Below are 26,571 nucleotides of genomic sequence, written 5' to 3' on the forward strand. Positions count from 1 at the left end.
ACTTACAGTCCATACTTTTCTAGGCGACGATACATCGCACCACGGGTTAGCCCTAATGCTTTGGCAGCGTGACTGACATTGCCTTGATGGTGTTTCAGTGCTGCGCGAATGGTACGTTGCTCAATGATGTCTAAGTCGAAGGTATCTGGCGTGTGCATGGGCGATGCGTTTTCAGGCGTTTGCATTTGGCTTGGGGCGACTAAGACTGAATGAATCGCGAGCTCACTGCCCTCGGATAAAATAACTGCACGCTCAATGGTGTGGGCTAATTCTCGGACATTACCCGGCCAGTGATATTCGCATAAAGTACGCAGTGCACTAGCGGGAAGTGATAGCTCGCGACGGTATTTTTGCTGATAAATATCTAAATAGTGCTGGACTAACAGTGGAATATCCGCTGCCCGCTCTCTCAGTGGCGGGAGACGAATTTCAATGGTATTGATACGATACAAGAGATCTTGTCTAAATTGCCCTTGGGCAACAGCTTCAGGTAGAGCTTCATTGGTTGCACAGATGAGCCGTATATCTGTGTCAATCACTTGATTGCTACCTATCGGGGTGATCTGACGATTTTGAATGGCGGCCAAGAGTTTCACTTGCTGTGCTAAAGGCATATTACCCACTTCATCTAAAAATAAGCTGCCGCCATGGGCCAACTCAAAGCGTCCGACACGATCTGATTTGGCATCGGTAAACGCCCCTTTTTTGTGACCGAATAACTCACTTTCAAATAAATTACCCGACACGGCCCCCATATCTAAGCTGATAAAAGGCATCTGAGCGCGTGGGCTTTGTGCATGGATGGCATGCGCTGTGAGCTCTTTACCTGTGCCACTTTCACCGGTTATTAAAATATTGGCGTCTGTTTTCGCTGCTTTTTCAAGAGTGTCAAAGACCTGCAACATAGCATCACTTTGCCCTAAAAATTCACTTTGCGGCGTACTGAGCGCTTGGCTTAAGCCTTGAGTTTGCCTTGATAGCTTGTTGAGGGCTTTTTTGTCTTCAGCATGGGCTAAGGCTGTGGCAATCACGGTGAGTAGCTGATCGTTTTGCCAAGGTTTGGCAACAAAATCAGTTGCGCCGTTTTTGATTGCTTCGACGGCCAGTTGCACATCACTGTAGGCGGTCATGAGGATCACCGCGATACTGGGCGCTTGGTGATGGATTTTCTTCAGCCAATAGAGCCCTTCTTGGCCACTGATGGCATCGCGATCAAAATTCATATCAAGCAAAATAACATCTATAGGATGGTCATTGATCAGAGATTCAACGTTAAACGGATTGTCTGTAGTGAGGATTTTTTTATGGTGCTTCTTTAAAAGCAGCTTGGCTGCCAGTAAAACGTCGGTATTGTCATCGACGATGAGGATCGTGCCTTGCTTTTCCATACGCTGAGCTCGTTATTATTATTTGACCGACACAGCTTAACGTAAAACGTCTGAAACTGTCCACATATGGACACGGGGTTGTACCATTATCGGACACCTTATATTGACTCTATTTTTATGTTATATTTAAGTTGTTGATTTTATTGTTTTTTAGTTTTGGCATCAATCTTGATTTAGTAACTGTATCTAAGCCAAAGGAGCTGATGCCATGGACAAAAAAATTACTAACACAACACACCGTCGCTTTTTAAAACCTGCACTTGTAGCTGCGGTTGCAGTGTCAATTGGATTCGGTGCGTATAGCATGAACTACTCCGCTGAACAGGGACAATCTCAAACGGTCAACCTTGCTGGGCTTACTGTCAGTTCAGTGGTGAGTGGTGAGTTCAAAAATGCGTTAAGCGTGCGTGGTCAAGTGGTGCCTAAAACCACCATATTTTTAGATACCGTATCCGGCGGCCGTGTTGAAGCCAGACTGATTGAGCAGGGCACTTATGTTGAAAAAGGCCAGCCACTGGTGCAACTGTCCAATACCAATTTACAGCTAGATGTGATGAGTCGCGAGGCACAGGTGACTGAGCAACTTAACTTCTTGCGTAACACGCAAATGACGATGACAACCAATGCACTGAATTTAAAACGTGATTTATTAGATATTGAGCTAAATATAAGCCATTTAGAGCGTAAATTGACGCAGACTGAGTCATTGCTGACAAAAGGGTTGGTGAGCCAAGAGGAAGTGGACGAAATTCGTGAAAACTTACAGTACAACCGCGATATTCATACCTTGACCATCGAACGCCAAGCACAAGAAAACAGTATTCGTAAAGTCCAGCTGGCGCAGTTAGAAGACAGTGCCAAAATGCTGCAAAGTAATTTAGAGTTTGCCCGTAAAAACTTGGAGAGCTTGCAAGTGACGGCCCCAGTATCTGGGTATTTGAGTGAGCTAGATGTGCAAGTGGGTGAGTCAAAGCAAGCAGGTGCTCGCCTTGGCCAAATTGATATACCAGATGAATATAAATTATCAGTGAGCTTGGATGAGTTTTACTTAAGTCAAGTTACCTTGGGTATGACTATGGAGATCAATCATGGTGGTCAAACCTTGCAGGCAAAGGTGACCAAAATTGATAGCCGAGTGAGTAACGCACAATTTCAAATAGAAGCTGAGTTACCTGCTGGTACACAAGACATTAAACGTGGCCAAGGGTTGGATGCACAATTGATGTTCAGCGATGAGCAAACACAGGCAACGTTATTGCCGCGCGGGGCATTCTTTAGCGCCAGCGGCGGACACTGGGTATTTGTATTGAGCAATGATGGCACGCAGGCCGAGCGCAAGGCGATTCGGCTGGGCAAGAAAAACCAACATTTCTACGAAGTGTTATCGGGGCTGGCGCCGGGGGATAAAGTGATCACTTCCCATTACGGCAACTTTGATAAAGCCGATGTTTTAAATCTAAGTAACTAATAAAAATATAAAGGACAGAACAATGATTAAGCTCTCTCAATTACACCGAGTATTTAGAACTCACGATGTGGAAACAACGGCGCTGGACGATATCAATTTAACCGTCAATAGCGGTGAATTCGTGGCGATTATGGGCCCTTCTGGGTGCGGCAAGTCAACCCTACTGTCGATATTAGGCCTGTTAGATGGCCCCTCAAGCGGCAGTTATTTATTTGATGGTACAGAAGTCGCTGGATTCAGTGAACAGCAAATGGCGACGTTACGAAAAGCATCTATTGGCTTTGTATTTCAGAGTTTTAACCTTATTGATGAGCTAACTGTGTTTGAAAATGTCGCGCTACCTCTACAATATCAAAATGTCTCTAAAGCAGAGCGTAAGCAACGTGTGGACGCCATTCTTAAGCGTGTCGGCATCGATCATCGGGCGGATCATTTACCGCAACAGCTCTCGGGCGGTCAACAACAGCGTGTTGCTGTGGCGCGAGCATTGGTTATTAATCCAAAATTGATTTTAGCGGATGAACCAACGGGAAACCTTGATTCCAAGAACTCTCAAGAAGTGATGACCATGTTACGCGAGCTTAACCGTGAAGGCACCACGGTGATCATGGTGACGCACTCAGAAACCGAAGGCGAATATGCTGACAGAGTGATCCGCTTGCTGGATGGCCGAATCTTAGTGGATAAGGCAAGTCAAGTTACCCAATCAAGTCATGTAGCTTAAGGAGATATTATGTTTTCGAGTTATATCACCACAGCAATGCGCGCGTTTGCCAAACACAAGCAACATTTTGCATTGAATGTGATTGGCCTGAGTATCGGATTAGCGGCGGCGATTGTTGTTGCTTTGTTTGCGGCTTATGAATTTTCTTTTGATCATCAACATCCTAATGCTGAGCGCGTTTATCGTGTACATACAGATTACCGCAGTTGGGGGCTACAGCTCATTGGTAACGCAAGATCTCAACACCCGATGCAAATGAAGCAACAGAGTCAGGTTGAAGATGTACTGATGCTCGCAGATGCTGAAAGTATTGAATATAACGGCGGGTCTTTACCGCTGACAGTCAAAATATCCGATAGACAAGTGCAATTGCCGCACTTCTATGCGGCAAGTGGCAATTTACTGGATTTTGTGTCGCTTAATGTCCTTTCGGGCTCAGTACAGACAGCGGTCACGTCGCCGAATCAACTGGCGTTGAGTCAAAGCACTGCGATCCGTTTATTTGGGCGCGACAATGTCGTGGGCGAGCGATTAATTCATGACGCAGGCACCTATACGATTGCTGCTGTATTTGCAGATCTGCCAGACAATACCCATTTTTATTTTCATACACTGACCGCAATTCCTGCGAATGCGCAAAATAATGTCAGTGGTTATGTATACATGCGCTTGGTGCCCGGTGCCAATGTTAATAACATACAAGCCGATTTAAATGCGCTGTTTACTGAGCAAGCGACAGGTCGTGAAAAGACTTTATCTTTGCATTTAATCCCACTATTAGATGTCCACTTTAATAGCCGTGGTCCATTTGAAATGAAGCAAGGTGGTTCAAAGCAGGTGATGCTGGTGAGTGTTGCTTTGGCTTTAATATTATTACTGGTGGCGAGCACTAATTTCATTAATTTAAATATTGCAGCCGCGGCCAAGCGCGCAAAAGAGGTTGGCGTACGAAAAGCGCTCGGCGCAACACGTCTTCAGCTGATCCAACAGTTTTTAACTGAAGCATTATTGGTGGTGGGCTTTGCGGGGTTAATTGCATTAGCCATTGTTGAGCTGTCTTTGCCTATGGTAAACCAAGTGCTAGATAGATCATTAAGCTTAGACTTCTCTATGTGGTTTTTGGGAGCTGTTGCTGGGGTAATCATGTTAGTTGGCATCTTATCGGGGTTATATCCTGCACTGTTTATTTCTTCTTTCAGTGCTAAGCGTGTACTCAGTGGTGATTTACAACGCGGACAAACTGCAATTTGGGTTCGTAAGTTGACTCTGTACTTTCAAAGTGTGTTGTCTATTGCCTTGATCATTGCGGCTGTGGTGATTTACAAGCAAATGGCGTTGGTGAATACACTGGATGTTGGTTATGCAAAAACGGATAGGCTATTGGTGAAAGACTTGCCAGCTGAGCTTATCTATAAGGCTGAAAATAACCGTTTATTTGACAGTATTGGTGGTGTTTCGGGTGTGTCATCTGTCACGGTCAGCAATACCAATCTAACCGTAGACATGAATGCGGGATTACATTTAACTTGGCCGAATGGGGAGCGCTTGCAAGGCACTCAACCTACGGTTTCAACGGGCTACTATGCTGTTGAAACACTGGGCTTAACTTTGCTCGCAGGGCGTGATTTTTCTCCTCAATTTGGCAGTGATTGGTTTCGTCGTGATGGGCAAGATATTCACCGTTATGCCGTATTAGTCTCTGAAAGCTATATGAAAATGGCGGGTTACAGCAATCCAGAAGAAGTGATAGGTAAGCAAGCTACATCGCACAATGGTCGCACGCAAGTCACGATTGTGGGTGTGGTGGCAGATGTAAAGATTGGTTCAGCGAAACAGCAAGCGTTACCTATTTCATTTCGCGCTGGTGTGATTAGTCGCCCATTTGCAGATATCGTCGTCAAACTCGATGGTACCGTGTCTGCACAAAGTGTATCTGCCCAGATCCGCGATTTGGTGTCGAGTCAATTGAAGTTACAAGAAGTCTCGATTTCTCGTATTGAAGATGAATATGAACGTGCGCACATGAGCGAGCGACGCATACAGCAGTTGGTTTTATTTTTCAGCGCATTAGCGGTTGCACTGACGTGCTTGGGTGTATTGGGACTCGCTTCTTTCTCAGTGCTGCGCAGGCAAAAAGAAGTGGCTGTACGTAAGGTCTTGGGTGCGTCACGAGTCAGTATTGTGAACTTATTAGCAAAGGAGTATGTGGTGTTGATTGGTGCGGCGGTATTGCTGTCTTTCCCACTCAGTTATTGGGTACTTGATGGATGGCTAAATCATTTTAACGAGCGTATCTCACAGGCGCTGTGGGTATATGTGTTGAGCGCAGGGTTTGTGGCGTTAAGCACTTGGCTTACGGTTGCTATTTTAGCTTTTAGAGCGGCAACAATCCGGCCCTCGAAAATTTTACGCTACGAGTAACAAATACAGCCAGCGCGATAAGCGCTGGCTGTTTGGCTTAAAGTTGCTCTTTTGGTACACCAACGTGTAAATTTCCATTTTTGAGGTCCATGGTCATCACAAAGTGTTTGAACACGTCGTAGCCGATAGTGCCTTTGACTTTAGCCCCTTTAACATGGCTGCTTGAGTGACTATATTGGCTGGAAACCTTCACTTTACTGCCTTTTTCTGGAAAAGCGACTTTAACATTCGACAGCATATAAGGACCAAATTTCACTTCTTTTGCTCTGACAGTTTCCATTGACTCTACGCTGTTAACGCCCGCAAAATCTACCCGCTCATTTTCAGTGTCAAGCCAGCCAAACTTTTTTGCAAAGCGGCGCTCAATGATAATACCCCCTGAAAAACCGGTATCGAGTAACATCCAAGCTGATTCACCCTCTAATTCTACTTTCACAATGGGCTGATCGTATCCTTTTTGCATTTTGAAGCCGATATTTTCAAACTTTTTCAAGTCAAGGTGGTCGTGTGTTAGCAGTCTTATACGTCGATTTGGGTAATCAATTTGGGTATTGAATAACTTAAAAAAGCCGCGACCAAAAAGCAGTGAATTTTCTGGTCCGCCAATATCTACTTCTGCAATATTTTCAAGCTGGGTCTCAATACCAAAAAACGACACAGGTACTTTTTGATATACCTTGTTGCGTTTGACATCGAATGCCCCTTGGATATTTACATTGCCGCTGTGGGTATAGGTAAGTTTATTCGCTTCAATAAAGTTTTGATTAATTGAATTGTCTGAAGCACCGGTATCTAACACCGCGTAACTTTCAATGCCTGATACTGTTACAGGCACAGTGACCAGTCCATTTTGATAGGTAAAGTCTAACCAAGGTGTAACCGCTGCGTGAGCATATGCGTTAAACAATAGTCCAAGCGAGAGTAGTGTGTATTTCATGTGATGATACTTATATACATGTTTTATTGTTTTTATTATTGCTATTTTAGGTATTGCTTGGAGGCGTATCAACGCATTTTCGTGGTTGCGGAGTATCTTTAGCATTGGCATTTAATTCCTTTTTAAATGTTGTGGGTAACCGCCGTGATTGACGGCTTCATAAAATTGTAAATTATTTAAGCAAATTTAAACTTGAATAATCTTCAATGTTTCGACTAGAATACCCATAAATTTCGAATCGAAACTTATGTGAAAGATAAATGACCAAACGCAACACTCAACAGCGCCGCCATACCATAGTTAGCCGCGTAAACAGCGAAGGTGAAGTCAGTGTAGAGGCTTTGGCTGCTGAGTTCGAAACATCAGAAGTTACGATTCGAAAGGACTTAACCGCGCTGGAAAAAAGCGGCCTATTACTGCGTCGTTACGGTGGCGCTGTGGCGCTGCCCAAAGAGATTGTGGCAACGGGGGTCGATAAGCAAGATCCGCTGCGTAAAGTTGCGATTGCCAGCGCTGCAGCGGCTTTGATCCGCGACCATAACCGCATCATTATCGACAGTGGCAGAACAACCGCTGCGATGATCCCAGAGCTTGCGACCAAGCGTGGTCTTGTCGTTATGACCAATGCCATCAACATCGCTAACCGCTTATTATCACTCGAAAATGAACCCACCTTATTGATGACCGGTGGTACTTGGGACCCGCATTCTGAGTCCTTCCAAGGCCAAGTTGCCGAACAAGTGCTACGCTCATATGACTTTGATCAACTGTTTATTGGTGCTGATGGCATTGATGTGGCGAGGGGAACCACCACATTCAATGAGTTGATCGGGTTGAGTAAGGTGATGGCGGAGGCTGCAAGAGAAGTAATTGTGCTGGTTGAGTCTGAAAAAATTGGTCGAAAAATCCCAAATTTAGAGCTGCCATGGCAGCAAGTCACCACCTTGATCACCGACAACACCTTGGCACCAGAGATGCGCCAAGCGATCGAGGCACATGGCGTAAACGTGATCTGTGCAGAGATCACACAAGAGTAAACACACAAACGTGCAACGAATGGAGAGATTATGTGTGGCATCGTAGGAGCTGTGGCAGAGCGCCCGGTTAACCGAATTCTAATTGAAGGTTTAAAACGTCTAGAATACCGTGGCTATGATTCAGCAGGTGTAGCACTGAGCAGTGCAGGCACATTAAATACGGTTAAAGCAGTAGGTAAAGTGGCTAATTTGGCCAGTGCGCTAGAGCGTGCAGAAGTCAAAGGCACAACGGGTATTGCGCACACGCGCTGGGCAACACATGGTGGTGTAACCGAAGCGAATGCTCACCCACATTTATCTAATGAGCAAATTGCACTGGTACATAATGGCATCATTGAAAATCATGAAGCGCTGCGACATGCATTAAAAGAAGATGGTTACACGTTCTTATCGGATACAGATACAGAAGTGATGGTGCACCTTATTCACCAATTGCGCCAGCAGCATGGTAGCTTGCTTGAGTCAGTACAAGCAGCGACTAAGCAGCTTGAAGGTGCGTACGGTACGGTTGTTTTTGACAAAGAAAACGACAATGAAATCATTGTGGCACGCTCAGGCAGCCCGTTGGTGATTGGTCTCGGCTTGGGTGAAAACTTCATTGCCTCTGATCAGTTGGCGTTATTGCCTGTGACACGTAGTTTTATCTTCTTAGAAGAAGGTGATGTTGCACGTATTACTCGCGATACGGTTGAGATTTTTGATGTGGACGGCAATCCGGTAGAGCGTGAAGTCGTTGAGTCGAATATCACGCAAGATGCATCAGGCAAGGGCGAATATCGTCACTACATGCTAAAAGAGATTTATGAGCAGCCGTTAGCTGTGCGTAATACCCTTGAAGGCCGCCTTGAAAACGACCGTGTGACAGTGGATGCGTTTGGTGACAGTGCAAACCAAATCTTTAAAGATGTGAAGCACGTGCAGATCATTGCCTGTGGTACGTCTTATCACTCAGGTATGGTGGCGCGTTACTGGCTTGAACAGTTTGCAGGGGTTAGCTGTAATGTCGAAATTGCCTCAGAATTCCGCTATCGTGAGTCGTTTGTACACGAAAATAGCCTATTAGTAACGATCTCTCAATCTGGTGAAACAGCAGATACGTTAGCGGCATTGCGCTTAGCAAAAGAGCAAGGTTACATGGCATCAATGACCATTTGTAACGTACCTGGCTCATCACTGGTACGTGAATCTGATTTGGCTTTTATGACCAAAGCGGGCGCTGAGATAGGCGTTGCTTCAACCAAAGCGTTTACCACGCAACTTGTTGGCTTATTAATGTTAACTGCCTCTATCGCGCAAGAAAAAGGTCGCGATCAGAGCGTGATTGTTAATGCCATTAAGACTTTACCTAACAAGCTAGAAGAAGCGCTAAGCATGGCTGAAGGCATCGAAGCATTAGCAGAAGAGTTTGCAGACAAGCATCACTCTCTGTTCCTTGGCCGTGGCTCTCAATACCCAATCGCAATGGAAGGCGCATTGAAGCTTAAAGAGATCTCTTATATTCACGCAGAAGCATACGCAGCAGGTGAATTAAAGCACGGTCCGCTAGCGTTGATTGACGCGGATATGCCAATCATTGTTGTGGCACCAAACAATGAATTACTCGAAAAGCTGAAGTCTAATGTCGAAGAGGTACGTGCCCGCGGCGGCATCATCTATGTATTCGCTGATAAAGACTCTGCATTTGCGTCAGATGACACGATGCGTGTTATGAACGTAAACCACGTTGAAGACATCATCGCGCCAGTTGTCTATACAATCCCGCTACAGCTGTTGTCATACTATGTGGCTGTCATTAAAGGCACTGACGTTGACCAACCGCGTAACCTAGCAAAATCAGTGACAGTTGAATAATTAGGTTTAAGGGTTTTATATAAGTGTGGCTTAGGAATAAAGATTCATACTAAGTATTAAAGTATCATCCTAAGTAATATAGTTTCATACTATATATGGAATGCAAGAAAGCCGACGTCGAGTCGGCTTTCTTCATGGCAGCTAATTATAGTAGTAACTGTCGCCATCCTCATCTTCATTTTCGTCGTGGCCAGTATTGTGCAAAAACATTCCATAGTTGTCGCTCAAGTCGTCTATTTGTCCACTTTCTATTAGTTCTTCTTCTAGGTTACCGCTAATGTCATTCTGAGTATCGAGAATGATGCGAATACGCAAAAACTCATCTACAAATCCGTAATTATTATCGTCAATTAATCGAATAATATTGTTCGAACAAAACCAGTTCAAATCATCGGAGTCAATAAGCTCAGATGCTTTAGTTCTAGCTATCACGCTAGGAAATTCGCCTCCAGCTAATTCAAGTAAGTTGAGAAAATAACTATACTTAGTCTCGTTTTTCATATGTGCTATTTGTAAGTCATAGTCTTGCCGTCTTGAGCCATAGCATATAGTTTTTAGGCAATCTACCAAATCCCTTTTGTCCATTATGCCATCAGGGTTCTTTACTTCGTGCTCGATCACATGAGAACCCAATAGTTGTAGTAGGTGGGGGTGTCCCCCTGATATTTTGTAAATGAGTTCTATTATATCTAGATCAATATCTATGTTTTCACTCTCATCGATAGAAGCCATGGCTTCTTCGAACTTCGTTTCTAAAAGCTCGATGCTTGCCGATTCTCCTAGTGGAGTAAGTGGAAACGTTTCGTAAACGAATCTAGTAACACCAAGGTCTTCTTGTTTCATTTCTTGATAAAACGGGCTTACGCCGGAAAGGATAAACTTTAAACTCTTGATACCATTTAACTGTAGTTCGGTGTTAACGGTTCTCATAAGCTTTGCTATAGGAGCCGGACATTTTTCACACTCATCTATGGCAATGATAAAATGTGCGGCACTCCTTAGTTGTTGACAAAAGGCTTTGTCAGCTAATATTTTTGTAAGAGCTGTTAAGTGCCTTCCATCTTTGAAGTACGAGTAGCCAGAAGAAGTTTCATATTTAATTAATTTGCCAAAGCCAATAGATAGCTTTTGCTGTTTCTCATCGATATCAGAGAGCTTTTCTAGGATTAGTCTTGCTGCATCATCAACATTTTTAATGTCTCCGTGAGCAATTGCAGAAACAATAATCGAGTTTTCTTCTGAACAAAAACCTTCTAAATGAAGCATTGTTCTGGCGAGAAATGAAGATTTCCCTATTCCAGAAGGCCCTTCGATACAAACAGAACCTTGCTCTAATGCTCTAGACAGCCCATCCAATTCAAAAGAACGACCAAAAAAGTCTTCGGGTAAGGCTGCAATTGTCGATGGTATAAACGGATTTCTCATACTTATCCTTAGCTGGTTTAAATCTCATCTTGGAATGTGATATTGCATATAGTTTATGATCATATAATAAGCTATGCTGAAATTTCAATCAGTTATAGCGGTATATTATGTCTAGGAAGATTGGCCATACTGAGGCCCAATATCGTAAGTGGATTAAAGAAAAGCGTGGCTTAGGTGAGTATCAGGACTATAAGCCTTGGCTCACAGTTTATGACGACCCTTCAAAAGGTCGTGTACATCGGGTTTTTGGTTATAAATCCAAACGCACCCATCATTTATTATCCGATCTGGAACTCTCTATGTTCTACTTGCTTGAGTGGCGGCAGGATGTGCTGCAGGTCAAAGAGCAGTTCCCACTTGAACGAGAGATTACATTAGAACTTGCTGAATCGGCTGGTATCAAGCACCCAAATGTTCGTGGTGTTGACCAATACCTTTCAAGTGACTTTCTTGTTGAAACAACCTCAAGGGACCTTCCCTACTTTGCGCTACAGGCTAAATATGTCAGGTCATTTGAAGAACAGCGAAAAATAGAAATACTCGAGCTCGAGAAACGCTTTTGGCTTGAAAAGCAAATCCCCTGGCAAATAGTCACTGAGCAAGAGATCCCCAAAGTGGTTAAAGCGAATGTTGAATGGATTTATCCATTACAAGGGGAGCATGAAACAGCTGAATGCTCTGCAGTTGCACAAGCCAGATTCTATGCTGATTACTTTACAAAGCACCCTACCAAAACACTTATCAATGCCTGCAAGGAGATAGATACTGCTTATGGGCTAGACTTAGGGGAGTCGTTATTTGAAATAAGAGCTTTGCTGGCTGATCGGTACTTTACCTTCGATATTTTTACGCCAGTGCAAAAGCTACAAGTTGGCCATTTTAAACTAGGTGATGTTGAACAAATTCAGGAGGTGTTTCGTGTTTCAAATCAATGAAGTATTGCAATACGATCAGACCTTGTACCGAGTCCTCATGGTGTTTGATTATTATGTGCTGTGGATAAAAGTTCATAATGACAAAGCCTTTCCTGAGTTTGTTGAAATAGCGGAACTAGAGCAAGGCTTTCAAGATGAAGTACTCACACGTACAGATGACCCTTATAGTGATATTGTAAAAGTTACGCCAGAGTTTGGCTCTACTGCTCAAATAAAACGAGACGATAATTATGCTGCGATTAGACCATTGGTAGAATTAGAAGACTGCTATGAACCTAAAGCTCGTGGCAGGATGGTAAATCAAATCGTAGCTGAAACAGGCAAAACGAAGCAGTCTATTTATCGTTTTGCACGTAGGTATTGGCAAAGGGGACAGGTGCCAAATGCATTGCTGCCTGATTATAAGAACTCTGGCGCGAAGGGTCAGAAACGTAGAGCGACAACTAAAAAGTTGGGTCGTCCACGTAAATATATGCCTGGCATAGGTGCTTTGATTGATGATTTTACCGAAAAACTATTTCGAATAGCCATTGAACGCCATGTACTGACCGACAAAGGTAAATCATTTACCTATGCACATAACCGCCTTAAAGATATATATACCCAGTACTTCCCTGAACTACCTGAATCGGAATTGCCGACGTATTGGCAAATGGAGCATTTCTATAAACGGGAGTACCGCCAGGTAGAGAAGATTGAGAAGCAAGCTGGTGATATTAAACTGAACAAAGATATTCGACCGCTAACAGGCACCGCTGCCGCGGATGTTTTGGGCCCAGGTATGCGTTATGAGATTGATGCCACCATTGCAGATATTTATCTAGTCTCTGATACAGAAAGAGGAAATATCGTTGGTCGCCCAGTGATTTATATGGTTATTGATGTATTTAGCCGTATGGTAGCTGGGTTCTATATTGGTTTTGAAAACCCTTCATATGCGGCCGCTATTCAAGCGTTGCATATGGCTTCTACAGATAAATCTGAATATTGCCGTGAACAGGGCTTTAAAGTATCGCCTGAGCAATGGCCATGCATTGGATTACCTTCCGCTTTATTAGCTGACAGAGGTGAACTAATGGGCCACCAAATCGAATGTCTGGAAAAAGGTTTTGGGGTGCGCCTTGAAAATACGCCTCCTTTTAGGAGTGAGGCCAAAGGCGTTGTTGAAAGGTCATTTCGCACGTTTCAGCAAGTATTCAAACCATTTTCACCAGGTGTGGTTACCGGATCTAAAATTAAAAAACATGGCGAAAGAGATTATCGCCTAGATGCTAAATTGACGATTAAAGAGTTCACCAAAATAATATTAGCTTCAGTACTTTATCACAATCAATATCACGTAATGAAAGATTATGACAAAGCTGTTGATATGCCCACTGACTTGCCAAACAACCCGCTCGCCATATGGAATTGGGGTTTGCAGCATCGCACGGGTCGTTTGAGAAAACCTGAGGCAGAACATCTCCGTGTAGCACTGATGCCGAGAACACGTGCAACCATTTCCGATTCAGGAGTCTGCATATTTGGCGTGTATTACACCAGTGCAGAGCTATTAAAATTGGGCTGGATGCACCGCGGTAAGGAAGTAAAACGTCCTAAAACAATTGAAGTAGCATATGATTTGGCTATAGCTGATTACATCTACCTTTATCCCGACTCGAATAAAAATGAATACTTTGTATGCCAGCTTGCAACGCGTTCAAGACAGTTTTCTGGGGCTAGTTTCTGGGATGTATGGCAGCAAAGTGATGAGTTAAAACAAACGCATGCCGAAGCAAAATTGATAGCTGATGAGCGTAAGCGAGCGCTAGAGCGTCAAGTGATCGAGGTGGTTAAACTGGCAGAAAAGGCCGCGCCAAAACACAACGGTTTGTCAGATGCAGAGCGTATTCGCAATATTCGTGGCAACCGTGCAGAAGAAAAGGACAAAGAACGTAAAGCATGGGCTTACAAACCCGTAGAGATCGATACCAGTCAATCAGCCGAGGTGCACTATCTTGCAGAGCCGGATGACGATTTAGATTTTCCTGATTTTTCAGCTCAACTTTTTAAGGATGATGAAGACTCATGAACTTGCCAGCTAATATCTTTCACGCGATGTATCAGGAGTCTGATATTGGGCGTTATAAAGGCAATCCGTTTATCGAAGCTTTACCCAGAGTGAGCAAAATTGAAGAGTTGAAAATCAAGTTGGAGGGTAAAGTAAAATACAATCCCGCAGCCGGTTATTTAGATGCAAGGCAGCGCGCTCATGAATTATGTGGTTTGCTTGATGATTTCTTTCAACCGCTTTCGATGCATGTGGCGTTAGAAGAAAAAATAGCGCTGATGATCCGCGGTGGCTATGTTGCCAGAAACATCGCAACTGGCCAGCTACAACAACACTTACAAAATGGCTACGAGCGGCTGATGACGGGAGACATTAGTAGCTTTCGTTTTGCCGAAGCGCCCTCAACGGCACGTTGTTTATCGCTTATTGGTTGCTCTGGATGTGGCAAAAGCTCCAGTGTGCTAAGAATATTGGCCACTTACCCGCAAGCGATCTATCACGAGCAATATAATACTTACCAACTCACCTATCTGCGTATCGAATGCCCTGTGGATGGGTCATTGAAAAGCTTATGCTTAAATTTCTTTCAGGAGGTCGATAAACATCTGCACACCGATCTTACTGAAAGGTATGGACGCAAACGTCACAGTACTGAGGTTCTGTTGTCATTTATGGGGCAAGTTGCCAATCAATACGCCATTGGCGTGTTAGTGATTGATGAAATTCAGCGGTTAGGCCGTAAGCAAAAAGAAGGGCAAGAACGAATGCTCGAGTTTTTTGTCGCCTTGGTGAATATTATTGGTGTGCCGGTGGTTTTAGTTGGCACTCCCAAAGCAAGACCCATATTTGAACTTGAGTTGCAATCTGCAAGGCGTAGCACTGGGATTGGCTCTATGGTGTGGGAACCCCTGCCACAGCATAAAAATAGAATCGATAAAGCAACGGGTAAGCCAAAGCCCACCGAGTGGCGATTGTTGACCGATAAGCTCTGGCAGTATCAGTGGCTGATCCATCGTGATGAGCCGCTCACAGAAGAGATCCGCAACACCTGGTTTGAGCTGTCTCAAGGCGTGCTTGATATCGTGGTTAAGTTATTTGTGCTTGCACAACTTCGTGCAATTATCACTGGGGTTGAAAGGCTATCTTCAAAGCTACTTGTGAAGGTGTACGAGTCTGAACTACAGCCTATTCATCCAATGATTGAAGCACTTAAATCGGGAAAAGTAAGGAGTATCGCCAAATATTCAGATTTGAAATACAAAGAGATTGATAAGCGATTGCTAGAATTGAGCAAACAGATCTCTGAAGTCACTGCGACTAAGTCAGACTCATTGCCTTTTGCCAGCGACTCAGAGGCCATGAGGCTGTATAACCTTTTGCTAGGCATGGGATGTGAATCCGAGTTATTGGTACCATTGGTACAGAGGGCCATCAAAGATAACCCAAACCTGCAGGTAAGAGGGCTTATTCCACTCGTTCTAGAATGGTATGAGCAAACGCCAAACGAAGTGGAAAAACCCAGAGAGAAGCCTGCACTTATCAAGCTTAAGGAGTGGCACACACTGCCAAGCGACGATTTACGTTTTGGCTATTCTCAACACAAAAAGCAATCGGGCGAGCTTTACCAATATTATAAACAACAAGGAAAGATATTTGATATGACAGCTTGGCTGAAGCAAAACGTGTAGTATGGCGTGCTTACCTATACCTTATCGCGATGAACTGGTTTTCAGTGTCATTGCAAGGTATGGCGTATATAGCTTATCGCTTTCTTCTAAGCTGTTATTAGAGGATGTCTTTAGGAGTAAAACAGTAGTGGCTTCAGTGGCTCTACCAAACCACTTACAACAGATAGCCGCTCATTATCAACACAACCCTCAACTGACAGCTGAGAGGTTATTGAGAAAGCATACTCTCTACCCGTTGTACTCCCCATTTGTTCACCCCGATATTGCAAAGCGTGCCAAGAGCAATATGCTGTTTGGTTGTGAAAGCTCGGCAGAATTGCAGCTTGGCAAAGCTGCTTCCATTGTAAAAAGTCCGCTGTTTTTAAAGTATTGCCCCCAATGTTTAGCTGTGCAGTTAGATGTTCATAACGAATGGTACTGGCATCGCCTTTGGCAAACGCCTGGTGTGATGAGTTGCCCGCTCCATGGGGCACTTTTAAATAGTAAGGTGTATGTGCACTCAAATCAGAAGCATGTTTTTTCACCTTTAAATCCAGTTAATGTACAAACGGCCATAGCCCAAAGGATATCTAAAAATCATCAACGACTTTCCAAGCATGTACAAACTTTGTTAGATGCACCTGAGGTGCATATACATCCCAAACAATGGAGTTCTTTTTATCGCACCGTGGCACATACATTGGGCTTGCATCGCGGTAAACATATAGACCACCAAGGATTAAGTTGCTTGCTAAACACATATTGGGGCAAGTCTTTTTTAACTCAGTTGGGACTGAATATTGATAATAACGTCGAGTCAAATTGGCTGAGAACCCTGTTTAGAAAGCACCGAAAATCTTTTAGCTATTTGCAACACATATTGGTATGGCAAGCATGTTTTGAGGAACACCTAGACCCAATCGCATTACTGAATGATGTGGCAAAGGACGTGTATGCTGAAGACCTTAGTCGGCAAACTGCTTTACCTACCCAATCAATCGATCAAGATAAACGCGAACAATGGCAGCAAGCGGTGGTTGAGTTTGGCGTAAAAGGTGCCCGTAATAATGGATTTTCAGGGCTGTATATCTGGCTTTATCGTTATGATAGAGACTGGCTTTTGTCATTTAATCAATCATATACCCAGCAACGTACGAAGCAACTAGATAAAGTTGACTGGCACGAACGAGACCTGATTTACGTAAAGCAGTTTATTAAGTTGCGAAATGCCATAGAGCTGAACCTTCAAGCACCACGACTTACAAAAAACTGGTACTTTTTGCAGTCTAATATTTCTTTATCTCAGATCAAACACCTAAAAAAGTTACCCTTATGTAAATTGTTTTTAAATAAATTTTGTGAAACTATAGAGGAATACCAATGCCGTCGTATCGCTGTGGCATGTATTTTTTGTGATCAACATCATCAAAATTATAGACATTGGCATATTCAGCGTTTAGCACGGCTCAGTAAGGACAGGATCCGCCCTTTAACGGCGGAATTATTGGGATGTGTTGTATCGAATGTATCAAGCGGATAGGTTTAAGAAGCTGCCAGACAACGCCAGAATTCAAGGGCTAGGCAATCTATTTAAGTACCATGGACGAAAAACATGGGATATTGGCGTACGTATTCATAATACGACTCGTGGATCTTTGAAGTTTAGCCAGCTTCCATACTTAAGTCGACAGGTCGTACTTAACCAAACTGTTTCAGCTATCCCGCTAGGTTTCCCAGTTGAATTTAATTTCCCCGATCGCGCTACTTGGCAAACCGCTTTTGTGAGAGACTGTGGGTTAGTAAAGTTTAAGTTGGGAGATGAACAATCTCAAAAATGCTTTAAGTTTGATAGTGAAGAAAAGACCGTTTACTTGCCTCAGCTAGAGCTTGCTAGGGCTTTGTTCTTCACAAACAACTATTTAGCAAATGCAGCGTTAATTAATAGTGCGCTGGATTTTGAATTTGACGTTGATTATAGCCCTAGAAATGATGATGAAGAATTCCCTCTCGATATCGTGATCAATGCCCTACCGACAACACAATGCCCAAAAGTATTATTTGAAAACGAAGGCTTTAAGCATCAAATCGCTTGGATATTACTTAACAGCGACATTAAAAGTGCATTTAACAGTATATATCAGTATTTTTCGCAGGAGTTAGTGACAACACCTAAGCATCAACGTTGGACGTTCCGATTCGATCCTCCCCAACTTGAAGGGGTAAAAGTTGCTGCAAGGGGTTGGAAGTCTCCAGATGAAAATAAATGGTTTATCAATCGAATAGAGTTATTAGAGGGGTTGTACTTTCCTGACATTACAGACATTGGCTTTTCGCACCCCAATGTGACTGAAAGAAAGCCAGGCTCTGGCAAAGGAAAAGGGGGCACCTATCCTCAGCTGCCCACACAGAGGGAAATAGATGAAGAAAGCGATGGCAGTGAAGACAATGAGTCTGCATTGATTTTTTGTGAGGCTACGCAGCGCATATACAACAGAGTCCCACGCACCCGCAAAGTTAATGCAAAACCTAGAAAATCCTCTGGGGGTAAAGAAGATGAAGATAAACCCAGCGCCTTACCACCTGATGTCAGCACCGATGATCCGAATTCTAGAGGTGATACACCTAGGGCTGCTGTCGATGGTTTAGATGATCAAACAGATAATGCCCATTTATATCTCAACAAATTCGATAGCTTCTTCAAAATGCTGGAGATATTAGAAAAAGAGCACGGTGTTAAACAAAGTAAGCCCATCGTTCGCAAGCTACCAGAAGTTGGCCGCAGTGAGAGTCACCTTATGGTAGATGGTTCGCCTAGATGTATGGCTATTGTGCGGATTGAATATCAAAACGAAAGTTACTTTTTATTAGAGGTGGATACCTCGGATGGCAGAGCTTCCATTGCCACCAAAGTCATTTCAGCTCGATCATTGGCATTAAGGGGAAAGCTTTGCGACTTTATAGCTGAGATAGAAAGAGGGTTGCTTAGTAATCAGTTCTGTTGGCCAAAGAAATACCTTGATGAACTGGTTGGTGAAGGCAATCACAAAAGCGTACGCCATCAACCTTCAAAGAATAAGGGGTGGTTGAGTGAGGAAGATGTGAATAGATGGGCTAAGAACTTTGAAATTGCTATCGGTTAAAGATGTCATTTGCTAGTATTAAAAGATTTGTTTTAGGTTAATAATTAGGTATGTGTTTTAAAAAACTAGGGGTTGTAAACCTTGATATGATGATGAGTAAAGGCAGCGTATACCAATGAGATTTATAGATTTATTCGCCGGTTTGGGCGGGTTTCATCAAGCTTTAAGTAAGCGAGGTGCTGAGTGTGTTTTTGCATCAGAACTAAACCCTAACCTTTCGGAACTCTATATGAAAAATTTTGGGATTCAGCCACACGGTGATATAAGAAAAGTTGATCTTAATTCTATTCCTGAACACGACATTTTGTGTGCAGGTTTTCCATGTCAGCCGTTTTCAAAAGCTGGAGATCAAAAAGGACTAGAGTGTCCACAGTGGGGAAATCTATTTGATTATGTAGTGGCGATTTTAAAACTTAAGAAGCCTAGATACTTCATAATAGAAAATGTACCCAATTTGATAAAGCATGATAAGGGAAGAACATGGGAAACAATATGTGGCAAGTTAGAAGAGGACTATTCAATAGAGTTCACTAAGTTATCTCCCCATATGTTTGGCATACCTCAAAAGCGGGAGCGTGCATTTATTGTCGGAGATTTAAAAGGGCTAAATGGATTTGACTGGAAAAAACCGATCGATTTGCCCGCAGTATCTGTTCACTCAATATTGGATAATAACCCTACAGATGCCCGTACATTGAATGAAAACCATAAAAAGTATTTAGAAGTTTGGCAGGAGTTTATTACTGCTTTCCCTAAAAATGAAGATTTACCTACTTTCCCTATTTGGGCAATGGAGTTTGGAGCGGATTACCCATTAGATAATCTTACTCCTAATGCGATGAGCTATAAGGGGTTAGATGAATACAAAGGTGCTTTTGGTCGATCTCTTCGAGGGTTATCTCCAAGTGAAGTTGAGAGCGCACTACCTAATTATGCCAGAACAGATTTGGAAAAGTTTCCTGATTGGAAAATAGATTTTATTAAAAAAAATCGGGAGTTTTATAATCGACACAGCGAGTTAATAGACCGCTGGGTTGATAAGATAAAAGATTTTCCTCCTAGCTTTCAAAAGCTTGAATGGAATTGCAAAGGGAGTGAGCGTGATATTTGGAAACACCTCCTTCAATTTAGAGCGAGTGGTATACGTGTGAAAAAGCCAGATACGGCACCATCACTTATAGCTATGACTACAAGCCAAGTGCCAATTATTGCTTGGCAAAAGCGCTATATGACACCTCGGGAATGCAGTCGACTTCAAAGCATGGGTGAGCTTGAATTCCTTCCAGACTCTAAAAGTGGTGCGTATAAGGCATTTGGAAACGCTGTTAATGTAGATGTAGTTTTACATATATTCGATTCTCTAATTTGCCGCTCAAGCTCAGAAAAAGTTGATGAACTCTTAGAAATGGGAATGTAATGTCTGTTGTGAACTCTGTAAATATTAGACCGGGTGTAAATGTACTCGCAGTTCTCCCTCATTTGAACTACAAACCTTGGTTTGCACTTGCAGAGTTTGTTGACAATTCTATCCAGAGCTATATTGACCATAAAAAGAAACTTCAATGTATCGAAGGAAAGAAATTTAAGTTGGTTGTTGAAATAAGCTTTGATACTCCTAATAAAACTATTGTTATTTCAGACAATGCAGCTGGCATATTTTCTTCAGATTACCAGAGAGCATTTCGCCCAGCTGAAATCCCACCAAATGCTACAGGTCTATCAGAGTTTGGTATGGGAATGAAGAGTGCTGCTTGTTGGTTTGCACCAACCTGGAGTGTTCGCTCTAGTGCATTGGGCGAGAGAGTTGAACGAACAGTAATTTTTGATATAGAAGAAATCGTGCATGATCGTACTGAAGAATTGAATGTACTGTCTATGAATGTCGCTGAACAGAAGCATTATACAGAAATTCGACTAGAGAACATTCGTCGCTTTCCTCGTGGAAAAACGATTCAAAAAATAAAAGAACACTTGGCGAGCATATACAGAGTTTTTACCCAAGAGAGTTCACTCTCTTTAGTTGTAGATGGGGAGGAGTTAGTTTACGAGCCCCCAGCTATACTAATAGCCCAAAGTTTCAAGTCCCCTAATAGTGAACCAATCATTTGGAAAAAAAATGTAGATATCGACTTGGGAGAGGGTAAATCAGCAACAGGTTTTGTGGCCATCAGAGAGGTTGCAAATACACGATTAGCAGGTTTGGCTCTGTTTCGTCGGAAGCGTTTAATCATGGGAAGTGCTGATGAAACCTACAGGCCAGAAGAAATTTTCGGGCGTTCAAATACTTATCCATACCAGAGGATTTTTGGCGAAATTCACCTAAAAGGGTTTTTCGTATCTCATACCAAAGATGGAGTTAAATGGGAAGAAAGTGAAGATGAGTTTTTGAAAAAGCTCCGTAAAGAGCTATTAGATGAACAAATGCCTTTGCTGCAGCAAGCTCGTGAACATCGAGCTAAACAGGGAGTGCAACATATTAGAAAGGAAGCGGTTCAAGCGCTGAATAGTATTGCGGATAGCCTTAATAGTACTAACCTCTCGGTCCCAACAGAGCCAGTAAATGAAGAACCTAAAACAAAGGTTGATTTCAGTAGTAAACATGAAAATACGGCAAGTACTCTTCCTGAACTAAACAAAAGAGATTTGGAAAAGGTTGAGTTTAAGTTGTTTTTTCGTAGTGAAGCTTGGCTTGTTTCATTAGAACTATCTTACGCAGACGATAATGCTGAATGGCTTTCCATTAGCAGCTGGCCTTCTATTAAAGATCCCTCTCCTCGAGAGGTGGTGGTGCGTGTCTCTATGTTGCACGTATTCATGACTCAATTCCCAACTTTAGATGAAAGTAGCTTCAAATCCGTATTAAATATTGCAGCTGCAATGGCTTTAGCTGAAGTCGTTGCGACAGAACTGGCCGATGAGAAACCAAGTTCCATTCGGCGGTATACAAATGAAATACTAAAAAATCAAATGGCAAGGAGAGTTATAGGTGACCGACAGATTAGCAACGATAAGAATACTCGACAATGAGTTCAGTACTTCTGGAAAGTGGCTTCCAAAACATGGAGATGCGTTCCTAAGCATTCTGAGTGACAATAAAGCGTTAACTGGTGATGAGAAACATAGGTTATCAAACGAAACCACAGCTATTTTAAGTGAGTGTATAAACCCAAATGATGGTAAACCTCTTAAAAATACGGGGCTTGTTATAGGGTATGTGCAAAGTGGAAAAACTTTGTCTTTTACAAGTTTGTCTGCATTAGCAAGAGACAATGAGTATAGGCTTGTTATATTACTTGCTGGCACAACCAATAACTTAGTGGAGCAATCTCACAATCGTTTGAAAAAAGATCTAAATATCGATTCAACGCGAGACTGGAAGTTATTTTCAACTCAACAAAAAGGCTTTCAAAAAAGTGAATTGGAAAGAGTTAACACTGAATTAGCTAAATGGAAACGTGGAAATCCTCGAGCTAGAACAATTCTTATTGTCTCTATGAAGCAGCACCAGCATTTAGATAATCTTTCAACTTTACTTTCTGGGTGTGACTTATCAGATGTTCCAACACTTATAATTGATGATGAAGGAGATCAAGCTGGTATAAATACTAAAGCTAATCAGGATGAACAAAGCACCACGTATACAAGGATTATGGAGTTACGAGAGCTTTTTCCTAAACATAGCTATTTGTTATATACGGCAACTCCACAGGCCCCTCTATTAATTAGTCGTATTGATTCACTATCACCTGACTTTGGGGGGGTATTAACCCCTGGCAGAAATTATGTGGGAGGGCAAGACTTTTTTATCGATGGAGAGAGTAAATATATTGAGCCAATACCTGTCAGTGACGTTCCAGATAAAAATGAACCTCCGATTAAACCACCAAAGAGCTTGCTTGCAGCTTTACGTCACTATTTTATCGGGGTCGCTATTGGTCTGCTTGAAGGGGATGATCACAAAGGCCGAAACCGCTCAATGATGATACACCCAGCGGTACCTAAAGATGAACACATGATGTTCGCACGCTGGGCTCGGCAAACAAAGGATAATTGGTCTGTAATCCTACTGGATAATAATCACGAAAATTATATCGAATTGCTCAAAGAGTTTGAACTGGCTGCGCAGGAGTTACTCTTAACTTATGAAACTGAGTACACCTTTACGGATATTAGTGAGGTACTGTTCGATGCTGTGCAAGATACAGCTATTGTTGAAGTAAACACTAGAGAGAAAAACCGCATTCCTAGCGTTGACTGGAAAGGAGAGTATAGTTGGATATTAGTCGGAGGGATTGGTTTAGATCGCGGGTTTACAGTAGAAGGGTTGACTGTGAGCTATATGCCGAGATCAACCGGTGTGAGAAATGCAGATAACATCCAACAACGAGCAAGGTTTTTCGGTTATAAAAAAGCGTATTTAGGTCTTTGTAGAATTTATCTAACACCAGAAAATATTGAAGCGTTCTCTGAGTATGTAAAACATGAAGAGTCAATTAGAAGTTCAATTAGTAAGCACCTCAGAGAAGGGAAAACACTTAAAGATTGGAGGCGATGCTACTTTCTTGATCAAAGTTTAAAGCCCACTCGAAGTTCGGTTATTTTATTGGAAATGTATCCTTCGAAAGGAAAGGCGGGGTGGAGGATACCTGACCATCCTTTTGATGATGCGGAGATTGTATCAGACAATCGAAATGTGGCAGAAGATATTATCCAAAGCTTTAATTTTTCAATCTACTCAGAACCTGGATGGAATGACAAACAGTCTGTGCCAGCGTTCAGTGACGACATTAAGCTAAGTGATTTGCTGCCAAAAATATCTCAAATTCGTTATAAATGGTCCGAAGATAGCTTACAGCACTCCGCTATTTTATTGATTTTAGAGTATTTAGTAAGAGAAGAGCCACAAATGAAATGTTCGTTCTATGCTTTATCTGGCCCTTGGTCTGGGGTAAATGCGAAACGTACTCTTAACAAATCAACCCCCCCAAAAATCAAGAATCTATTTCAAGGTAAAAATGATAAAACGTCTTATCCTGGCACTAGGGCACTTGTTTCAGAAGAGACTGTTACTTTTCAACTACACCGTTATGATATTTATACCGAGGACGGGAGAGTTTTTAGCTACGATGTCCCAATATTGACTGTTTACATTCCTGAGCACCTAATGGAGCGTGTTTGGCTTGAGAGAGAGGACTCTTAAAACGTGCTTCTTTCTGCTTATAACAAGCTAGTGCGGGACTACCCTAATGAAGTTTCATCTAATAAGTTGTACGGGATGTCATTGGGGTCGACCGTGCCAAAGCTTTGGCTTTCAGTTGATAGTGACCTTCATCCATCACTCCTATTTGAAACTCAAGAGGCTCTAGTCAAAAGCAATATTGAATTGCGCTCTATATCTGTTTATTTTTCAAGATATTGCAGTTTTGAAACTATAAGCGCGGACGTGAAAAGTGGAATATATACAATAGTTAAGATAAATGAATGTGAAATAGAAACACTTCAAGTGGTCTTTAAGCTACTAGAGGAAGTTTTTATAAGAGAGGGGGTATCTCACTCAAATCGTGAAATAGCATCAATAATCACAGAAATAGCTGATCTTTTTGCTCATGTAACAAGCTCAAAGGGAGATATTATTGGGCTTTGGGGCGAGCTATATATATTATCTTTTGCTCCAAACTTAGACCGTGTGGTCAAGTATTGGTGTACAAGCAAGACTGCAAAGTATGATTTGGTTTTGCCTGACTTTGCTCTAGAAGTTAAGTCAACCACTAATGCTAAACGGAAACATAGGTTTTCTCTTGAACAAGTTCGTCCGCTAGGAGAATTTAAGGTTTATATTGCATCTCTGTTGTTGGTCGAGACTTACAGTGGACAAACTGCAATGGAGCTTATGGAACTTCTGAGTTCTAAAATACAGAACTCTGAGTTGCGTGCTTCATTCTTGAAATTGTGCATGTTAAAAGGTGGGGTTGACTTGGGGAGAAGTTCTTTGAAGCTTGGCACTTTGCCTGAAGGGGGAGCATTGGTAGTTTTCGAGTCAAAAGATATGGCCGCACCAGAAGTTAAGCTTGGAACTGGTATTGAAAACGTTAGGTTTGACATAGATCTTTCAAACTTAGAATCTTCAATTGCAATTGAAGTGGGTTCACTCTTGGAGTTCTGAACTTCTATGCGGCTTGGTTTAGGATGAAACTTTATTATTTAGTATTTGGGTAGATCTGAGGTGTTTACCAAATATTGTATGAAACTTTATTTCCTAGGCTCAAACTTTCAAACCAAAACACAGTCTCTACAGCCCCATTCAGTATGAAACTATATTACGGGCCCACATAAGTGTGGGTGAACAATATAGTTTCATCCACAACAATAAAGTATCATCCCAAACAATAAAGTTTCATACTATAGAAAGTCAAAAAAGCCGACATATCGTCGGCTTTTTTTATTTGAATAACTTCTATGTTTTAACACTAAAGCTATTCTTGAATGTTTAAAAAAAGACCATATATAAGTTTTTATTTAATAAGGAAATAGTATATGTACTCAGTAGGAGATGTTCTATCTATTCAATATACAGGCTTTAAGCATTATGGGTTGTATATTGGAAATGATATGGTCATTCATAACTCTAAAACGTTTAAGTCCGTTATGGAAATCTCACTAGAAGAATTTTCTGATGGAAAAAGTATAAATGTCAGTTCAATAAAAGCTGATAATAAGTCGATTGCTATTCAAACGGCTAAAAAGTATTTGGGGCTGCCTTATAATCTTTTTGCTGAAAACTGCGAGCATTTTGTTAGAACATGCTGTGGTTTGGTTAAAGAAAGTACACAAGTTCAAAAGTATCTAATATCAGCTCTCGGCACTGGAGCATTATTAAAATCAGAGAATGCTGTTGTTCAAGCTGCCGGTGGTGCTGCTGCTATTGCAGCCATGCTTACTCCTAGTGAGTCAAGCCCAGTAAAAAATGCTTTGATATTATCTTGTTTAGTTGCAGGGATTACTTTTTTAGCAACCCAATCAGAGTAATCACTTTTAAAATTTGCATCTGTAATTTGACACCGCTATGCTGAAATTTCAATCAGTTATAGCGGTATATTATGTCTAGGAAGATTGGCCACACAGAGGCGCAATATCGTAAGTGGATCAAAGAAGGACGCGGTGCAGGTGACAATCAAGATTATAAGCTTTGGTTGACTGTTTACGATGCGCTTTCAGACGGTCGTGTACATCGGTTATAAATCAAAACGCACTCATCATTTATTATCCGATCTTGAACTATCCGTGTTCTATTTGCTTGAGTGGCGGGAGGATGTTCTGCGCAACTAAATCAGGACACTTTTCTTAAGGAACTTTGCTCATACTCTACTGGCGTTTGATCACAGTTAGCTGTATGAAGTCGCTCTAAATTGTAATAGCGCATATACGCTGTCACATCATTTCTCATATATTCACGAGTTAGCTGAGGCACTTTCAACAACCAATCGTGTTTTAAACTGCCGAAGAACCGTTCAACCACAGAATTGACGCT

19 protein-coding genes and 1 pseudogene are annotated in these 26,571 nt (G+C 42.2%); 16 read left to right on the plus strand and 4 right to left on the minus strand.

Features of this window, described 5'->3' with window-relative positions:
* Nucleotides 1-2 precede the first annotated feature (2 nt).
* Nucleotides 3-1,388, minus strand: a complete 1,386-nt coding sequence (locus N477_RS12610) for a sigma-54-dependent transcriptional regulator (protein ID WP_063363312.1) — start codon at nt 1,386-1,388, stop codon at nt 3-5.
* Between the two features lie 208 nt (nt 1,389-1,596).
* Between N477_RS12610 and N477_RS12615 the strand changes: the two genes are divergently transcribed.
* The 3 genes from N477_RS12615 to N477_RS12625 are packed head-to-tail and all read left to right on the plus strand — an operon-like array spanning nt 1,597 to nt 6,001.
* Nucleotides 1,597-2,856 carry an efflux RND transporter periplasmic adaptor subunit gene (locus N477_RS12615; RefSeq protein ID WP_063363313.1) on the plus strand — a complete coding sequence of 420 codons (1,260 nt, stop codon included), beginning with the start codon at nt 1,597-1,599 and terminating at the stop codon, nt 2,854-2,856.
* Nucleotides 2,857-2,878: 22 nt separating this feature from the next.
* The gene (locus N477_RS12620) at nt 2,879-3,580 is read left to right on the plus strand and encodes an ABC transporter ATP-binding protein (RefSeq protein WP_063363314.1); all 702 of its coding nucleotides are present in this window, start codon (nt 2,879-2,881) and stop codon (nt 3,578-3,580) included.
* A 9-nt stretch (nt 3,581-3,589) separates the two neighbouring features.
* The gene (locus N477_RS12625; RefSeq protein WP_063363315.1) at nt 3,590-6,001 is read left to right on the plus strand and encodes an ABC transporter permease; all 2,412 of its coding nucleotides are present in this window, start codon (nt 3,590-3,592) and stop codon (nt 5,999-6,001) included.
* Nucleotides 6,002-6,038: 37 nt separating this feature from the next.
* Here N477_RS12625 and N477_RS12630 read toward each other — a convergent pair whose 3' ends face one another.
* Nucleotides 6,039-6,938 (minus strand): pepsin/retropepsin-like aspartic protease family protein, encoded by a 900-nt coding sequence (locus tag N477_RS12630; RefSeq protein ID WP_063363368.1) that lies wholly within the window; start codon nt 6,936-6,938, stop codon nt 6,039-6,041.
* Nucleotides 6,939-7,198: 260 nt separating this feature from the next.
* Here N477_RS12630 and N477_RS12635 point away from each other — a divergent pair, with 260 nt between their 5' ends.
* Nucleotides 7,199-7,975 (plus strand): DeoR/GlpR family DNA-binding transcription regulator, encoded by a 777-nt coding sequence (locus N477_RS12635; protein WP_063363316.1) that lies wholly within the window; start codon nt 7,199-7,201, stop codon nt 7,973-7,975.
* 30 nt (nt 7,976-8,005) lie between these two features.
* On the plus strand, nt 8,006-9,826 hold the full coding sequence (gene glmS / locus N477_RS12640) for a glutamine--fructose-6-phosphate transaminase (isomerizing) (protein ID WP_063363317.1): 1,821 nt from the start codon (nt 8,006-8,008) through the stop codon (nt 9,824-9,826).
* 141 nt (nt 9,827-9,967) lie between these two features.
* On the opposite strand, the gene N477_RS12645 is transcribed toward glmS, so the two are convergent.
* Entirely contained in the window at nt 9,968-11,251 is a 1,284-nt protein-coding gene (locus N477_RS12645) for an ATP-binding protein (protein ID WP_063363318.1), read from the minus strand.
* 107 nt (nt 11,252-11,358) lie between these two features.
* Between N477_RS12645 and N477_RS12650 the strand changes: the two genes are divergently transcribed.
* The 11 genes from N477_RS12650 to N477_RS26680 all read left to right on the plus strand — a co-directional run bounded on the left by N477_RS12650 (nt 11,359) and on the right by N477_RS26680 (nt 26,281).
* Nucleotides 11,359-12,186, plus strand: a complete 828-nt coding sequence (locus N477_RS12650; protein ID WP_063363319.1) for a heteromeric transposase endonuclease subunit TnsA — start codon at nt 11,359-11,361, stop codon at nt 12,184-12,186.
* Entirely contained in the window at nt 12,170-14,257 is a 2,088-nt protein-coding gene (locus N477_RS12655) for a Mu transposase C-terminal domain-containing protein (RefSeq protein WP_063363320.1), read from the plus strand. The genes N477_RS12650 and N477_RS12655 overlap by 17 nt, the downstream gene beginning before the upstream one ends.
* Nucleotides 14,254-15,924, plus strand: coding sequence for an AAA family ATPase (locus tag N477_RS12660; protein ID WP_063363321.1), 1,671 nt, complete (start codon nt 14,254-14,256; stop codon nt 15,922-15,924). The genes N477_RS12655 and N477_RS12660 overlap by 4 nt, the downstream gene beginning before the upstream one ends.
* A 1-nt stretch (nt 15,925) precedes the next feature.
* A complete protein-coding gene (locus tag N477_RS12665) occupies nt 15,926-17,443 on the plus strand; it encodes a TnsD family Tn7-like transposition protein (protein WP_063363322.1) in 1,518 nt (505 codons plus the stop codon).
* A complete protein-coding gene (locus N477_RS12670; RefSeq protein WP_231098143.1) occupies nt 17,415-19,043 on the plus strand; it encodes a Tn7-like element transposition protein TnsE in 1,629 nt (542 codons plus the stop codon). The genes N477_RS12665 and N477_RS12670 overlap by 29 nt, the downstream gene beginning before the upstream one ends.
* A gap of 115 nt (nt 19,044-19,158) precedes the next feature.
* Complete coding sequence (gene dcm, locus N477_RS12675; protein WP_063363324.1) at nt 19,159-20,460, plus strand: DNA (cytosine-5-)-methyltransferase; 1,302 nt, start codon at nt 19,159-19,161, stop codon at nt 20,458-20,460.
* Entirely contained in the window at nt 20,460-22,070 is a 1,611-nt protein-coding gene (locus tag N477_RS12680) for an ATP-binding protein (protein WP_063363325.1), read from the plus strand. Before dcm ends, N477_RS12680 begins: the two co-directional genes overlap by 1 nt.
* The gene (locus N477_RS12685) at nt 22,030-24,243 is read left to right on the plus strand and encodes a Z1 domain-containing protein (RefSeq protein WP_063363326.1); all 2,214 of its coding nucleotides are present in this window, start codon (nt 22,030-22,032) and stop codon (nt 24,241-24,243) included. The genes N477_RS12680 and N477_RS12685 overlap by 41 nt, the downstream gene beginning before the upstream one ends.
* Before the next feature lie 93 nt (nt 24,244-24,336).
* The gene (locus N477_RS12690) at nt 24,337-25,206 is read left to right on the plus strand and encodes a PD-(D/E)XK motif protein (RefSeq protein WP_196760614.1); all 870 of its coding nucleotides are present in this window, start codon (nt 24,337-24,339) and stop codon (nt 25,204-25,206) included.
* A 371-nt stretch (nt 25,207-25,577) separates the two neighbouring features.
* Nucleotides 25,578-26,069, plus strand: a complete 492-nt coding sequence (locus N477_RS12695) for a lecithin retinol acyltransferase family protein (RefSeq protein ID WP_063363328.1) — start codon at nt 25,578-25,580, stop codon at nt 26,067-26,069.
* Nucleotides 26,070-26,140: 71 nt separating this feature from the next.
* On the plus strand, nt 26,141-26,281 hold the full coding sequence (locus N477_RS26680; protein WP_419555241.1) for a hypothetical protein: 141 nt from the start codon (nt 26,141-26,143) through the stop codon (nt 26,279-26,281).
* 89 nt (nt 26,282-26,370) lie between these two features.
* Here N477_RS26680 and N477_RS12700 read toward each other — a convergent pair.
* Nucleotides 26,371-26,565: pseudogene (locus N477_RS12700) on the minus strand (IS3 family transposase); the annotation flags it as partial.
* Between the last annotated feature and the right edge of the window lie 6 nt (nt 26,566-26,571).

Source organism: Pseudoalteromonas luteoviolacea H33-S (assembly GCF_001625695.1).
Lineage (GTDB): Bacteria > Pseudomonadota > Gammaproteobacteria > Enterobacterales > Alteromonadaceae > Pseudoalteromonas > Pseudoalteromonas luteoviolacea_B.

What these genes read in the sequence shown, in the direction of transcription:
- N477_RS26680 (WP_419555241.1), top strand. Translation starts at nt 26,141, where the DNA reads ATGTCTAGGAAGATTGGCCACACAGAGGCGCAATATCGTAAGTGGATC.
- N477_RS12625 (WP_063363315.1), top strand. Translation starts at nt 3,590, where the DNA reads ATGTTTTCGAGTTATATCACCACAGCAATGCGCGCGTTTGCCAAACAC.
- N477_RS12615 (WP_063363313.1), top strand. Translation starts at nt 1,597, where the DNA reads ATGGACAAAAAAATTACTAACACAACACACCGTCGCTTTTTAAAACCT.
- N477_RS12665 (WP_063363322.1), top strand. Translation starts at nt 15,926, where the DNA reads ATGGCGTGCTTACCTATACCTTATCGCGATGAACTGGTTTTCAGTGTC.
- dcm (WP_063363324.1), top strand. Translation starts at nt 19,159, where the DNA reads ATGAGATTTATAGATTTATTCGCCGGTTTGGGCGGGTTTCATCAAGCT.
- N477_RS12635 (WP_063363316.1), top strand. Translation starts at nt 7,199, where the DNA reads ATGACCAAACGCAACACTCAACAGCGCCGCCATACCATAGTTAGCCGC.
- glmS (WP_063363317.1), top strand. Translation starts at nt 8,006, where the DNA reads ATGTGTGGCATCGTAGGAGCTGTGGCAGAGCGCCCGGTTAACCGAATT.
- N477_RS12610 (WP_063363312.1), bottom strand. Translation starts at nt 1,388, where the DNA reads ATGGAAAAGCAAGGCACGATCCTCATCGTCGATGACAATACCGACGTT.
- N477_RS12660 (WP_063363321.1), top strand. Translation starts at nt 14,254, where the DNA reads ATGAACTTGCCAGCTAATATCTTTCACGCGATGTATCAGGAGTCTGAT.
- N477_RS12695 (WP_063363328.1), top strand. Translation starts at nt 25,578, where the DNA reads ATGTACTCAGTAGGAGATGTTCTATCTATTCAATATACAGGCTTTAAG.
- N477_RS12620 (WP_063363314.1), top strand. Translation starts at nt 2,879, where the DNA reads ATGATTAAGCTCTCTCAATTACACCGAGTATTTAGAACTCACGATGTG.
- N477_RS12680 (WP_063363325.1), top strand. Translation starts at nt 20,460, where the DNA reads ATGTCTGTTGTGAACTCTGTAAATATTAGACCGGGTGTAAATGTACTC.
- N477_RS12645 (WP_063363318.1), bottom strand. Translation starts at nt 11,251, where the DNA reads ATGAGAAATCCGTTTATACCATCGACAATTGCAGCCTTACCCGAAGAC.
- N477_RS12630 (WP_063363368.1), bottom strand. Translation starts at nt 6,938, where the DNA reads ATGAAATACACACTACTCTCGCTTGGACTATTGTTTAACGCATATGCT.
- N477_RS12650 (WP_063363319.1), top strand. Translation starts at nt 11,359, where the DNA reads ATGTCTAGGAAGATTGGCCATACTGAGGCCCAATATCGTAAGTGGATT.